This is a genomic window from Streptomyces sp. NPDC020996 (assembly GCF_040641355.1).
Classification (GTDB): Bacteria; Actinomycetota; Actinomycetes; order Streptomycetales; family Streptomycetaceae; genus Streptomyces.
Genome location: NZ_JBFADM010000038.1, coordinates 42,532 through 56,275, shown reverse-complemented (window position 1 = coordinate 56,275; position 13,744 = coordinate 42,532). Strand labels below are relative to the sequence as shown.

The following is a 13,744-nucleotide window of genomic DNA, read 5'->3' as shown; positions in this document are numbered from 1 at the left end:
GGGCTCCAAGACGCTCACAACGGCACTCAGCGCTTCCGGCCGTCAACCCATGGCTACGTGGAAGTCAGCACGGAGGCGCGGACCGGTTCGCGAACGCGTCCGGCCCCGCGACCGGGCACCCGCCGGCCCCCGCTGTGCAGTCCGTTGTGAAGTCCGTCACCCGTAGGTGTCACCCGGTCCCGTACTGCCCGGAGCGCGCAGCGGACCATAGCGGCGGGCGGGTCCGCCGGGCCCCAGCACCTTGATCACCCGCACCCTGCCGTGCCCGAGATCCTCGTTCAGACGCGCCACCAGCGTCGGGGCCAGCAGCCGCAGGTTCGTCGCCCACGCCGTGGAGTCGCACCGCACGACCAGGACCCGCTCGTCCTCGTCGTACCGCTCCGGCACACAGTGCTTGGCGACGTCCGCACCCACGATCTGCGGCCAGCGCCCCATCACCCCGCCCACCGCGGCCGGCGCCTCCCACCCGCGCTCGGTGATCAGACGGTTGATCGCGGCGCCCAGCGCCATCGGATCCCGGCCGTCGGCACGGGCGCCCGAACGCAGACCGCCCCGCCGCGCCTGCTTCTTCTGCCGCGCTGCGTCCCCCCGGGCGCGTGCCTGCTCCCGCGCCGCCCGCAACGCCACCCGCGCCAGATCCACACCGGACGGCTCCGGCCGCTTCTCCGGCTGGGGCTCCTGCCCGGTGCTCATACCCGCTCCACCGTCCCGCCCGACACCGCGAACCGCGCCCCCGCCAGCACGTGCGGCACGTCGTCGTCCACCGCCGCCGTCACCAGCACCTGCTCACCGGGTGCCACCAGCTCCGCCAGCCGCTCCCGGCGACGGGCGTCCAGCTCGGCGAACACGTCGTCGAGCACCAGCACCGGCTCGTTGCCCTCGGCCCGCAGCAGGTCGTACGACGCCAGCCGCAACGCCAGCGCGAACGACCACGACTCACCGTGCGAGGCGTATCCCTTGGCCGGCAGCTGACCGAGCTTGAGCAGCAGGTCGTCCCGGTGCGGCCCCACCAGGGTCACCCCCCGCTCGATCTCCTGCTTGCGCGCCTGGGCCAGCGCCTCCGTCAGCTGCGCGAAGAGCTCTTCCCGCGTGTGCGCCTCACCGGGGGCCGACGGCCGGTACTCCAGCACGACCGGGCCACCGCCCGGCGCCAGCTGCTCGTACGCCTTGTCCGCGAGCGGCTGCAGCGCCCCGATCAGGTCGAGCCGCCGGGCCAGCAGCTCCGCACCCGCACGCGCCAGGTGCTGGTCCCAGATGTCGAGGGTCGACAAGTCCATGGAGCGGCCGCCGTGCCGCCGGGCCAGCGCGGCCGACTTCAGCAGGGTGTTGCGCTGCTTGAGCACCCGCTCGTAGTCGGAGCGCACCCCGGCCATCCGCGGGGAGCGGGCGGTGATCAGCTCGTCGAGGAAGCGCCGCCGCTCGGAGGGATCGCCCTTGACCAGCGCGAGGTCCTCCGGCGCGAACAGCACGGTCCGCACGATGCCCAGCACGTCCCGCGGCCTGACCTGCGAGGATCTGTTGACGCGGGCTCGGTTGGCGCGGCCCGGGTTCAGCTCCAGCTCCACCAGCTGCTGCCGTTCACCCTGCCTGACCTGCGCCCGGATCACCGCCCGGTCGGCGCCCACGCGCACCAGCGGGGCGTCGGACGACACCCGGTGGCTGCCGAGGGTGGCGAGGTAGCCGACCGCCTCGACCAGGTTCGTCTTGCCCTGCCCGTTCGGACCGACGAACGCGGTCACGCCCGGGTCCAGCGGCACCTCGGCCCGGGCGTACGAGCGGAAGTCGGCCAGCGACAGGTGCGTGACGTGCATGGTCGTTCGCCGACCTCCCCGGACGTGGTGGTGGGCGGCCCCGCTGGGAGCCGCCGCCGTGCTGACTTTTCCCCGGGCTGTGGACGACCGGGCCACCTCCGGGGACGCCGGGCGGCCCGCGTCCCCAGGGTGTGGACTACTTCTTCTCGACCGCGTGCCCGCCGAACTGATTCCGCAGCGCGGCGACCATCTTCATCTGGGGCGAGTCCTCCTGCCGGGAGGAGAACCGCGCGAACAGCGACGCGGTGATCGCCGGCAGCGGAACCGCGTGGTCGATCGCGGCCTCCACCGTCCAGCGTCCCTCACCGGAGTCCTGGGCGACACCCTTCAGCCCGTCCAGGTGCTCGTCCTCGTCGAGCGCGTTCACCGCGAGATCCAGCAGCCAGGAACGGATCACCGTGCCCTCCTGCCAGGAGCGGAACACCTCGCGCACGTCCGTGACCGAGTCGACCTTCTCCAGCAGCTCCCAGCCCTCGGCGTAGGCCTGCATCATCGCGTACTCGATGCCGTTGTGGACCATCTTCGCGAAGTGCCCCGCACCGACCTTGCCGGCGTGTACGGCGCCGAGGTCGCCCTCGGGCTTGAGCGCGTCGAAGACGGGCTGCACCCTGGCGACGTGCTCGGCGTCGCCGCCGTACATCAGCGCGTAGCCGTTCTCCAGGCCCCAGACGCCGCCGGAGACGCCGCAGTCGACGAAGCCGATGCCCTTCGCGGCCAGCTCCCCGGCGTGCCGCTCGTCGTCCGTCCAGCGCGAGTTGCCGCCGTCCACGACGACGTCACCCGGCTCCAGCAGCTCGGCGAGCTCGTCGATGGTCGACTGGGTGGGCGCGCCGGCCGGGACCATCACCCAGACCACGCGCGGACCCGCCAGCTTGTCCACAAGTTCGCGCAGGCTGTGGACATCGGCGAGGTCCGGGTTGCGGTCGTATCCGACGACGGTGTGGCCCGCGCGGCGTATCCGCTCGCGCATGTTGCCGCCCATCTTGCCGAGGCCGACGAGACCGAGCTCCATCAGGTGTTCCTTAGGTTGCGTGTGGCATGTGGGGCACGTTCGTACCCGCGTCCGAGCCCGAACAGCCTAAACCCGGACGCTCACGCACACCTGTGGGCATACGCGCTCAAACGTACGCCCCGACCTGCGGATTTCCCGAAGGACGCAAGGACGCGGTCAGCCGCTGAGGCGCACCGGCATGATCAGGTACTTGTAGGCCTCGTCCGCCTCCGCGTCCACCGCCGGCTTGCCGCTCAGCAGCGCCGGCTTGGTCGACGTGGTGAACGACAGCTGGGCCACCGGCGAGTCGATGGCGCTCAGGCCGTCCAGCAGGAACGTCGGGTTGAAGGCGATGGAGATGTCGTCGCCCTCCAGGTGCGCGTCCACGCGTTCCACAGCCTGTGCGTCGTCGCTGGAGCCCGCCTCCAGGATCAGCACACCCTGCTCGAAGCTGAGCCGCACCGGGGTGTTGCGCTCGGCGACCAGGGCCACACGCTTGACGGCCTCGACGAACGGGGCGGTCTCGATGACGGCGATGCTGTTGAACTCCGTCGGGAACAGCGTCCGGTACTTCGGCAGGTCGCCCTCCAGCAGACGCGTCGTCGTCCGCCGTCCGGCGCCCTCGAAACCGATCAGGCCCTCGCCCGCGCCCGAGCCGGACAGCGCCAGCGTCACGCTGTCGCCGCTCGTGAGCGCCTTGGCGGTGTCCAGGAGCGTCTTGGCGGGCACCAGGGCCACCGCGGAGGCGTCCGGGTTCTCCGGCTTCCACAGGAACTCACGGACCGCGAAGCGGTAGCGGTCGGTGGAGGCCAGGGTGACGGTGTCGCCCTCGATCTCGATGCGCACACCGGTGAGCACGGGCAGCGTGTCGTCGCGGCCGGCGGCGATGGCGACCTGCGCGGCCGCGGAGGCGAAGACCTCACCGGGGACGGTGCCCGTCGCGTTCGGCATCTGCGGCAGCGCCGGGTACTCCTCCACAGGCAGTGTGTGCAGGGTGAACCGCGAGGACCCGCAGACCACCGTCGCCCGTACACCGTCTGTGGAGATCTCCACCGGCCGGTTCGGCAGCGCGCGGCAGATGTCCGCGAGCAGGCGGCCGGAGACGAGGACCGTGCCCTCCTCCTCGACCTCCGTCTCCACGCTCACGCGTGCGGAGACCTCGTAGTCGAAGCTGGAGAGGCTGAGCTGACCGTCCTCGGCCTTCAGCAGAAGGCCGGCGAGGACAGGCGCCGGCGGACGGGCCGGGAGGCTGCGGGCCGCCCAGGCCACTGCCTCCGCGAGTACGTCGCGTTCCACCCGGATCTTCACTGTTGCCGCCTCCTGCTGTTGCCGGCGCTTCTCGGCCTGCCTGGCTTCGTGGTCTGTCTCGGTGTGGCCGGGCCCCGGTGAGGGCAAGGACACCGGGAACAGTCTGACGCACGGCACTGACAGTAGGTGCCGCTCGGGGTCAAGTCGTGACGAGGGGCAGCCGGTGGCCGGACGGCGAGTTGTGCACAGGACCCGCTTCGAAACGAATTCCCGGCTCTCTATGGTCGGGAGTAGTAGTAGGGCCTGTGGAAACGGTGGATAACCCCGTCTGCCCAGCTCAGACCGGAGATTTTGTCCACGGGCCCTGTGGGCGACACCGGTGGACAACCGGCCGTCTCTGTGGAGAACGGAAAGTTCTGCACATCCCATGCACAGGCCGGGGGCAGTTCTCCCCAGCACCGTCCCCAGTTTTACCCACGTTGCCCACAGCCGAATCCGGCACCTTCATGTGACGCCTTTCACTCCGCCCGGTGACGGGGCGTCCCGGGTTGCCGAACAGTGGACAGGCATGTGGAGAACTCGTCCCGCGCTGGGGACAACCGGTCCGGGCCTGTGGGTTGCCGGTGGACAACTCTGTGCACAGGTTGTGGAGCACCGCTCCGTCCACAGCCTGTGGAGATCCTTCGTCCACGGATCCACAGCCACCTGAGCTGCTTCGATGATCCACCGGCAGGTGCCCCTGTGGAAACAATCTGGACAACTTCGCAGTCCCCAGGATGTGGACGGCAGAAAGTCGGCCGATCTGTGGAGGGAGGCCGTAACCCGGCAGGTAATCGAACAGCGGGTGGTCACACGTGCGGCCCCGGACCGGCGGGCACTCCGCTCCTGAACCGGCCGAACACACCCCTCGGACGGTCGGACAACACTCCCCTCGGACCGGCTGGGCACGCTCCCCGGACGGCCGGACACTCCCCCGGACCGGCCCGCCATGCACGCTCCCCGGACCGGTCGGTCGTGCACGCTCCCCGGACCGGTCGGTCGTGCACGCTCCCCGGACCGGTCGGTCGTGCACGCTCCCCGGACCGGCCGGTCGTGCACGCTCCCCGGACCCCCGGGGGAACGGCGAAGGGCGCCCAGGAACCTCGGTCCTGGGCGCCCTCGGCGGCCGTACGGCCGGCCGCGTCAGCCGTTCTTGATGCGGTTGGTCAGCTCGGTGACCTGGTTGTAGATGGAGCGCCGCTCCGCCATCAGATTGCGGATCTTGCGGTCGGCGTGCATCACCGTCGTGTGGTCGCGGCCGCCGAACAGCGCGCCGATCTTCGGCAGCGACAGGTCCGTCAGCTCGCGGCACAGGTACATGGCGATCTGGCGGGCCGTCACCAGCGCGCGCCCGCGCGAGGTGCCGCACAGGTCCTCGACGGTGAGGCCGAAGTAGTCCGCGGTCGCGCTCATGATGGCCGTCGAGGTGATCTCGGGCGCCGAGTCCTCGCCGCCGGGGATGAGGTCCTTGAGGACGATCTCGGTCAGGCCGAGGTCGACCGGCTGCCGGTTGAGCGAAGCGAACGCCGTCACCCGGATCAGCGCGCCCTCCAGCTCGCGGATGTTGCGGGAGATCCGCGAGGCGATGAACTCCAGCACCTCCGGCGGGGCGTTGAGCTGCTCCTGGACCGCCTTCTTGCGCAGGATCGCGATGCGCGTCTCCAGCTCGGGCGGCTGGACGTCGGTGATCAGACCCCACTCGAAGCGGTTCCGCAGCCGGTCCTCCAGCGTGACCAGCTGCTTGGGCGGCCGGTCGCTGGACAGCACGATCTGCTTGTTGGCGTTGTGGAGGGTGTTGAAGGTGTGGAAGAACTCCTCCTGCGTCGACTCCTTGTCCGCGAGGAACTGGATGTCGTCGACGAGCAGGATGTCCATCTCGCGGTAGCGCTTGCGGAAGCTGTCGCCCTTGCCGTCGCGGATGGAGTTGATGAACTCGTTGGTGAACTCCTCCGAGCTCACGTACCGCACGCGCGTGCCGGGGTAGAGGCTGCGCGCGTAGTGCCCGATGGCGTGCAGCAGGTGGGTCTTGCCCAGCCCGGACTCGCCGTAGATGAAGAGGGGGTTGTACGCCTTCGCGGGTGCCTCGGCGACGGCGACCGCGGCCGCGTGCGCGAAGCGGTTGGATGCGCCGATGACGAAGGTGTCGAAGAGGTACTTGGGGTTCAGGCGGGCGGTCGGCTCGCCGGAGCCGGTGGCCGGCGCGGGCTGCGAGGCGAGCGGGCCGGAGGAGCCGGGCGAGCCGGGCAAGCCGTTGGCCGGCCCGCCGGAGCCGGCGGGACCTGCCGGGCCGCCGCGGTGCGCCGGTCCGCCGGCGGACGGCGACTCGGGCCGGTCCCGGCGGGCGTCGCGCTGGTCGTAGTCGGGCCGCGCCTGGTCGTAGTCCGGGCGCTGGCCGTCGTAGGCGGGGCGCTCCATGGACTGCGGGCGGTAGTCCTGGGGCGGGCGGCCGTAGGAGTCCTGCGGCGATGACGCGTACGTGTCCTGCGAGGGGGAGGCATAGGGGTCGCGGTCGGGGAAGCCGAGGCGCTGCTGCTGCCAGCCGTACTCGTCCTGGGCGGGGCGGGGCCAGCTGCCGGGTTCGGGGCGCTGGTACTCGCCCGGATAGGCGGGCCGGGCCGTGGGCAGCCGGTCGCCGGAGGTGCCGTGGTGCTGGTCGGGGCGGCCGGCGCGATGGTCGTCGGCGCGGTGGCGGCCGTAGCCCTCGTACTGCGTGGCGGGGAGCTCGGGTTCCTCGTAGCGCGGCTGGGGGCGCGCGGGCGGGGCGGGGGGCTCGCCCGCGGAGTCGTCGACGGTGATGGCGATGCGGATGGGGCGGCCGCACTCGCGGCTCAGGGTCTCGCTGACGACGGGGGCGAGGCGGCCCTCGAGTACGCCCTTCGCGAATTCGTTCGGTACGGCGAGCAGGGCGGTGTCCGCGACCAGCGCCAGGGGCTGGCAGCGGCGGATCCAGTGCTCGTCCTTGGTCTCGACGCCCTGCCCGCGGCCCTCCCCGAGGAGCTGCTCCAGTACTCGTGGCCACACTGCGGCAAGATCGGCAGGTACGTCAGCCACAGGGCACGCTCTCTCACGGGTCCCACGAACGTGTGGTCGTGGGACGGGTCGGGATTCAACGGGGGTGGAGCCGGATCAGCCGGATCAGAGGGGACAAGGGAACGAATCGGAGTTCAGCCACGGTAGTCAGGGCGGCGGGTGCGGTTCAAGTTGTTGTCCCCAGGCTGTGGACAGTGTGCCTCGGTGGGCTCTGGTTTGACCGGATGGCGCAGCCGCGCGTACCGTAACCAGGTCGAGTTGTCGATGGCTGCTGCCGCCTGCCTCCGATGGGCACAGATCGCTTTGGGTGATCGGTAAGCGGTGCACTCGGGCGTCACTGCGAGCTACTCGTGGGCGCACGGTGACAGCCAGGACGGCACCACGCCACCACCGCGATTTACTTCTGGAGCCCCCGAGTGAGCAAGCGCACCTTCCAGCCGAACAACCGTCGTCGCGCGAAGACCCACGGCTTCCGGCTGCGTATGCGCACCCGTGCCGGCCGCGCGATTCTCGCGTCCCGCCGCAGCAAGGGTCGCGCCCGTCTGTCCGCCTGATCCCGGTCAGGTCATGACGTCGTGCTGCCCACCGAGAACCGGCTGAGGCGGCGCGAGGACTTCGCGACCGCGGTACGGCGAGGACGCCGGGCTGGCCGCCCGACCCTCGTCGTCCACCTTCGTAGCGGTGCCACGGACCCGCACGTGCCGGGGGAGAACGCTCCCCCGACACGTGCGGGTTTCGTCGTGAGCAAGGCCGTGGGCGGCGCGGTCGTGCGCAACAAGGTGAAGCGCAGACTGCGTCATCTGATGCGTGACCGAGTCGCCCTGTTTCCCCCCGGTAGCCTGGTAGTCGTACGAGCGCTGCCCGGTGCGGGCGACGCCGACCATGCACAGCTGGCCCGAGACCTGGATGCCGCCGTGGAGCGGCTGCTGGGAGGGGGCGCGCGATGAAGTACCCGCTGCTGGCTCTGATCAAGCTGTACCAGTGGACCATCAGTCCGTTGCTCGGACCGGTGTGCAAGTACTACCCGTCGTGCTCGCACTACGGGTACACGGCCATCGACCGGCACGGCGCGATCAAGGGCACGGCGCTCACCGCCTGGCGCATCCTGCGGTGCAATCCGTGGTCGCTGGGCGGTGTGGACCATGTTCCGCCGCGTAAGCGCCCGCGGTGGCACGAGATGCTGCGTGACGCCTGGCGTGCACGCAGGGGCGGGTCCTCCGCCGCCGAAACGGCCACCGTGGAGAATCTGTCTTCGAGCAGCGAAGTGCGTTCCTCTTCGAGCCCGGCCGCAGAGACTTCGTCCCATGCCCAAGGAGCATGATTAGTGGACACGATTGCCAGCCTCTTCAGCTTCATCACGACACCTGTCTCCTGGGTCATCGTCCAGTTCCACAAGGTGTACGGCGCGATCTTCGGCGCCGACACCGGGTGGGCCTGGGGCCTGTCGATCGTGTCTCTGGTGATCCTGATCCGCATCTGCCTGATCCCGCTCTTCGTGAAGCAGATCAAGGCGACTCGGGCGATGCAGACGCTCCAGCCCGAGATGAAGAAGATCCAGGAGCGCTACAAGAACGACAAGCAGCGCCAGTCCGAAGAGATGATGAAGCTGTACAAGGAGACGGGTACCAACCCGCTCTCCTCGTGCCTTCCCATCCTCGCGCAGTCCCCGTTCTTCTTCGCCCTGTACCACGTGCTCAACGGCATCGCGACGGGCAAGACGATCGGCGTCATCAACGAGCCGCTGCTCGCCAGCGCCCGTAAGGCGCACATCTTCGGTGCCCCGCTGGCCGCGAAGTTCACGGACAGCGCCGAGAAGGTCGCCCAGCTCGGCGCCTCGCTGGCCGATGTCCGCGTGGTCACCGCGATCATGATCGTGATGATGTCGGCGTCGCAGTTCTACACGCAGCGCCAGCTGATGACGAAGAACGTCGACACCACGGTGAAGACGCCGTTCATGCAGCAGCAGAAGATGCTGATGTACGTCTTCCCGGTCATGTTCGCCGTCTTCGGCATCAACTTCCCGGTCGGTGTTCTCGTCTACTGGCTGACCACCAACGTGTGGACCATGGGCCAGCAGATGTACGTGATCCACAACAACCCGACCCCGGGTTCGAAGGCCCAGGCCGCCTACCTGGAGCGCCTGACCAAGCACGTCACGCACCACGGCAAGGTCCGCCGGCGCAGCGAGCGCACCATCGTCAAGGCGATCGTGGCCAAGGGCCGGGACCGCAACGAGTTCGAGCGCAAGTTCATCAACGGCCTGAGCAAGGCGGGTCTGGCGGCGCAGGCCGACGGCACCGTGGTCAAGAGCGAGGGCGCCGTCGCCGTAGAGGTGCAGGACGGCGGTACGCCGACGACGGGCGGCGGTGCCGCCGCCGTGAAGCGCCAGCAGCCCAAGCGTCAGACGAAGGCCCAGCGCCAGTCCGGCGCTGTCAAGGCAGCTGGCGAGTCCGAGCCGAAGACGTCGCTGAGCAAGTCCGAGGAGCCCGAGGACGCCAAGCCCGCCGCTGCCGAGAAGGGCGCCGCAAAGCCCGGCAGCGGTACCCGCAGCAAGGCCCAGTCCGGACAGCGCAAGGGCCCGCAGCGGCCCAAGTCCCCGTCCAAGAAGTAAGAAGGAGTCCATCCCGTGACGGAAGGCACCACCTCCGCCGCTGCCGAGGGTGCAGACACCCTGACCCGCCTGGAGCAGGAGGGCGAGATCGCGGCGGACTACCTCGAGGGTCTGCTGGACATCGCCGATCTCGACGGCGACATCGACATGGATGTCGAGGCCGACCGCGCCGCTGTCTCGATCATCAGCGACACCGGCAGCCGCGATCTGCAGAAGCTCGTCGGCCGTGACGGTGAGGTGCTGGAGGCCCTCCAGGAGCTCACGCGCCTGGCGGTGCACCGGGAGACCGGGGACCGCAGCCGGCTGATGCTGGACATCGCGGGCTACCGGGCCAAGAAGCGCGCCGAGCTGTCCGAGCTGGGGGCGAAGGCCGCCGCCGAGGTCAGGAGCACCGGCGAGCCGGTGAAGCTGAAGCCGATGACGCCGTTCGAGCGCAAGGTCGTGCACGACGCGGTCAAGGCCGCGGGCCTGCGCAGCGAGTCCGAGGGCGAGGAGCCGCAGCGCTTCGTCGTCGTGCTTCCCGCCTGATCGGTCCCCACGTTCCTCCGGCCCCGTCTGTAGCGCAGGCGGGGCCGGTCTTTGTCAGCCTGATAGTTCTGGTGGTCGGCGCCCGGTGCGCCGATGCGGTACGGAAGGACGGTCCCCGTGACGGAGGCAGCGGAGCTTCCCCCTGCGCCCGAGCAGGCGCGCGAAGTGTTCGGCGATCGGTTCGCGGATGCGGTCCGGTACGCGGAGCTGCTCGCCGAGACGGGTGTGCAGCGTGGTCTGATCGGTCCGCGTGAGGTGCCCCGGCTCTGGGAGCGGCACCTGCTGAACTGCGCGGTGCTCTCGGAGGTGGTTCCCGAGGGTGTCACCGTGTGCGATGTCGGCTCGGGCGCCGGTCTGCCCGGCATCCCCCTGGCGCTGGTCCGGGAGGATCTGAAGATCACCCTGTTGGAACCTCTGCTGCGGCGGACGAACTTCCTCACCGAGGTGGTGGAGCTGCTGGGCCTGGACCATGTCACGGTGATGCGGGGGCGCGCCGAGGAGGTCATGGGGAAGCTGACGCCGGTCCATGTGGTGACGGCACGAGCGGTCGCCCCGCTGGACCGTCTGGCCACCTGGGGCATTCCGCTGCTGCGTCCCTACGGGGAGATGCTCGCGCTCAAGGGCGACACCGCCGAGGAAGAGCTGAAGGCGGCTGCCGCGGCGCTGAGCAAGCTGGGTGCGGTGGAGACGTCCATCCTGCATGTCGGCGAAGGCATCGTGAATCCGATGTCCACGGTGGTCCGGGTGGAGGTCGGGGAGAGCCCCGGCGGCGTGCGCTTCGCGGCGAAGCGCGCGAAGGCGGCGCGGACCGGACGTGCGCGCCGGCGTCGCTGAGCGTTCCTGACGTTCCGCCGTACTCCACACAAGCTGCGCCACCCGTGTGTGTCGGAGTGTCGCCCGGATGGGACCCGAGCCGCTGTGCATCGTGTTTCACGTGAAACGTCGCTCACTGCTCCACGGCATCATCAGCCGCGGTCGCGCCGCGGCCGAACCCCGCGACCGAAAGCCTCTGGGTTCACTCGACGAGGCACCGGTTTCCCACGACGCAGCGTCCTCCCCGGGGGGCACGGAGTTGTCCACAGAGGTGGATTTCTCCACAGAAGACAAGGCCTCACTGGTTCGTGACCCCGAAGGCATGGGAGGCTCTGTTCATTGCGAGCCTGAAGTCGAGGAGAGTGAATCCTTGCGGTCCGACGCCAACATCGCGGGACCGATGACCGATCCGGTCCCCGGTCCCCGTAGCGAGTCGAGGGGGGAGGATGTTTCACGTGAAACGCCGCCTCCGATGGACGACACTCCGATCGGTCGTGCTGCCCAACTGGCGGTGGAGGCTCTGGGCCGCGCCGGCGAGGGCCTGCCGCGGCCTGAGCAGACCCGAGTCATGGTGGTCGCCAATCAGAAGGGCGGCGTGGGCAAGACCACGACGACCGTCAACCTTGCCGCCTCCCTGGCGCTGCACGGTGCCCGTGTACTGGTGATCGACCTCGACCCGCAGGGCAACGCCTCCACGGCGCTTGGGATCGACCATCACGCCGACGTCCCGTCCATCTACGACGTCCTCATCGAGAGCAAGCCACTCGCGGAGGTCGTCCAGCCCGTCCCGGACGTCGAGGGTCTCTTCTGCGCTCCCGCCACGATCGATCTCGCCGGTGCGGAGATCGAGCTGGTGTCGCTGGTGGCCCGCGAGAGCCGGCTGCTGCGGGCGATTCAGGCCTATGAGCAGCCGCTGGACTACATCCTGATCGACTGCCCGCCGTCGCTCGGCCTGCTGACGGTCAACGCCCTGGTCGCCGGGCAGGAAGTCCTCATCCCGATCCAGTGCGAGTACTACGCACTGGAGGGTCTGGGGCAGCTGCTGCGTAACGTCGACCTGGTCCGGGGGCACCTCAACCCCGCACTGCACGTATCGACGATTCTGCTCACCATGTACGACGGCCGGACGCGGCTCGCGTCCCAGGTCGCGGAGGAGGTGCGCAGCCACTTCGGCGACGAGGTGCTGCGGACGAGCATCCCGCGCTCGGTCCGCATCTCCGAGGCGCCGAGCTACGGACAGACCGTGCTGACCTACGATCCGGGGTCCAGCGGTGCCCTGTCCTATCTTGAGGCAGCACGAGAAATCGCGCTGAAGGGTGTCGGTGTCAGCTACGACGCGACGCACGCCCATATCGGTGCCCAGAGTGATCCGAACATGGTGGAGGGGATTCAGTGAGCGAGCGACGGAGGGGTTTGGGCCGTGGTCTCGGCGCACTGATCCCTGCTGCCCCGACGGAGAAGACGCCGGTTCCGGCGGCGGTGGGGGGTGCCGGTTCCCCCTCTCAGGCGGCTGTTCCGGTGCTGACGACCGACCGCGGTGTCGCCGCGGCGAAGGTGGCCACGCTGCCGCCTGTTTCACGTGAAACCGAGGAACCGTCGGTCGGCGGCACCACGGAGCGGCCCGCACCGCCCGTGGGCGCTCACTTTGCGGAGATCCCCCTCGACTCCATCAGCCCGAACCCGCGTCAGCCGCGTGAGGTCTTCGACGAGGACGCGCTGCACGAACTCGTCACCTCCATCAAGGAGGTCGGCCTCCTCCAGCCGGTCGTCGTACGGCAGCTAGGTCCCGGCCGCTACGAGCTCATCATGGGCGAGCGGCGCTGGCGGGCCTGCCGTGAGGCGGGCCTGGAGGCGATCCCGGCGATCGTGCGGGCCACGGACGACGAGAAGCTGCTGCTGGACGCGCTCTTGGAGAACCTGCACCGCGCGCAGCTGAACCCGCTGGAAGAGGCCGCCGCCTACGACCAGTTGCTGAAGGACTTCAACTGCACGCACGACCAGCTGGCGGACCGTATCGGCCGGTCCCGTCCGCAGGTCTCCAACACGCTCCGTCTGCTGAAGCTGTCGCCCAAGGTCCAGAACCGGGTGGCAGCCGGCGTGCTGTCCGCCGGACACGCTCGGGCGCTGCTGTCCGTTGAGGACCCGGAGGAGCAGGAGCGGCTGGCCTACCGGGTCGTGGCCGAGGGGCTGTCGGTGCGGGCCGTCGAGGAGATCGTGACCCTGATGGGGTCGCGCCCGCAGGCGGCCCGGCGTCCCAAGGGCCCGCGGGCAGGCGCCCGCGTCTCTCCGGCGCTGACCGACCTGGCGACGCGGCTCTCGGACCGTTTCGAGACGCGTGTGAAGGTCGAACTGGGCCAGAAGAAAGGCAAGATCACTGTCGAGTTCGCCTCCCCGGAGGACCTCGAGAGGATCCTCGGCACGCTTGCTCCGGGAGAGAAGCTGGCCCTCCAGGCCAGTCTCGCCGAGGACGACGGTGAGGAGAACGAGGGCTGAGCCGGTGGTCGGCCCGATGGGCTCGACCGGTCAGCCGAGGGGGCGGGCCGTGTCCGGTGTGTACCGGAACACGGCCCGCTCTTTGCTTTCGGTCGGTATTGACGCAATGGCATCGTGGATACGATGCGTTCGGGTATGGCGCATCCACGTGGCAGTCCCTCTGCGAGATGCCTGGACCGT

The 13,744-nt window shown here is 69.7% G+C and carries 13 protein-coding genes; 8 read left to right on the top strand and 5 right to left on the bottom strand.

Translation table 11 applies throughout. From position 1 onward, the window contains the following. Nucleotides 1–156 precede the first annotated feature (156 nt). From AB0G63_RS24500 to dnaA, 5 genes are all read right to left on the bottom strand, one after another. On the bottom strand, nucleotides 157–693 hold the full coding sequence (locus tag AB0G63_RS24500; RefSeq protein ID WP_360753914.1) for a DciA family protein: 537 nt from the start codon (nucleotides 691–693) through the stop codon (nucleotides 157–159). Continuing rightward, entirely contained in the window at nucleotides 690–1,811 is a 1,122-nt protein-coding gene (gene recF, locus AB0G63_RS24495) for a DNA replication/repair protein RecF (protein ID WP_360753911.1), read from the bottom strand. Before recF ends, AB0G63_RS24500 begins: the two co-directional genes overlap by 4 nt. Nucleotides 1,812–1,947: 136 nt before the next feature. Then, complete coding sequence (gene gnd / locus AB0G63_RS24490; protein ID WP_360753908.1) at nucleotides 1,948–2,823, bottom strand: phosphogluconate dehydrogenase (NAD(+)-dependent, decarboxylating); 876 nt, start codon at nucleotides 2,821–2,823, stop codon at nucleotides 1,948–1,950. 156 nt (nucleotides 2,824–2,979) lie between these two features. After that, nucleotides 2,980–4,110, bottom strand: coding sequence for a DNA polymerase III subunit beta (gene dnaN / locus AB0G63_RS24485; RefSeq protein WP_351886362.1), 1,131 nt, complete (start codon nucleotides 4,108–4,110; stop codon nucleotides 2,980–2,982). A 1,122-nt stretch (nucleotides 4,111–5,232) separates the two neighbouring features. Beyond that, nucleotides 5,233–7,140 (bottom strand): chromosomal replication initiator protein DnaA, encoded by a 1,908-nt coding sequence (gene dnaA, locus AB0G63_RS24480; RefSeq protein WP_360753906.1) that lies wholly within the window; start codon nucleotides 7,138–7,140, stop codon nucleotides 5,233–5,235. A 395-nt stretch (nucleotides 7,141–7,535) separates the two neighbouring features. Here dnaA and rpmH point away from each other — a divergent pair, with 395 nt between their 5' ends. The 8 genes from rpmH (at nucleotide 7,536) to AB0G63_RS24440 (ending at nucleotide 13,564) form a co-directional block, all read left to right on the top strand. Further along, nucleotides 7,536–7,673 (top strand): 50S ribosomal protein L34, encoded by a 138-nt coding sequence (rpmH, locus tag AB0G63_RS24475; RefSeq protein WP_003956500.1) that lies wholly within the window; start codon nucleotides 7,536–7,538, stop codon nucleotides 7,671–7,673. Between the two features lie 21 nt (nucleotides 7,674–7,694). After that, nucleotides 7,695–8,066 (top strand): ribonuclease P protein component, encoded by a 372-nt coding sequence (gene rnpA, locus AB0G63_RS24470; RefSeq protein ID WP_351886053.1) that lies wholly within the window; start codon nucleotides 7,695–7,697, stop codon nucleotides 8,064–8,066. Further along, nucleotides 8,063–8,440, top strand: coding sequence for a membrane protein insertion efficiency factor YidD (gene yidD / locus AB0G63_RS24465; RefSeq protein ID WP_360753901.1), 378 nt, complete (start codon nucleotides 8,063–8,065; stop codon nucleotides 8,438–8,440). Before rnpA ends, yidD begins: the two co-directional genes overlap by 4 nt. 3 nt (nucleotides 8,441–8,443) lie before the next feature. Then, a complete protein-coding gene (yidC, locus tag AB0G63_RS24460; protein WP_360753898.1) occupies nucleotides 8,444–9,730 on the top strand; it encodes a membrane protein insertase YidC in 1,287 nt (428 codons plus the stop codon). A 15-nt stretch (nucleotides 9,731–9,745) separates the two neighbouring features. Continuing rightward, entirely contained in the window at nucleotides 9,746–10,258 is a 513-nt protein-coding gene (locus AB0G63_RS24455; RefSeq protein ID WP_360753896.1) for a R3H domain-containing nucleic acid-binding protein, read from the top strand. A gap of 117 nt (nucleotides 10,259–10,375) precedes the next feature. Continuing rightward, nucleotides 10,376–11,092, top strand: a complete 717-nt coding sequence (gene rsmG, locus AB0G63_RS24450) for a 16S rRNA (guanine(527)-N(7))-methyltransferase RsmG (protein ID WP_360753894.1) — start codon at nucleotides 10,376–10,378, stop codon at nucleotides 11,090–11,092. A 301-nt stretch (nucleotides 11,093–11,393) separates the two neighbouring features. After that, entirely contained in the window at nucleotides 11,394–12,467 is a 1,074-nt protein-coding gene (locus AB0G63_RS24445; protein WP_351886359.1) for a ParA family protein, read from the top strand. Then, a complete protein-coding gene (locus AB0G63_RS24440) occupies nucleotides 12,464–13,564 on the top strand; it encodes a ParB/RepB/Spo0J family partition protein (protein ID WP_360753892.1) in 1,101 nt (366 codons plus the stop codon). Before AB0G63_RS24445 ends, AB0G63_RS24440 begins: the two co-directional genes overlap by 4 nt. The last annotated feature ends 180 nt before the right edge of the window (nucleotides 13,565–13,744 follow it).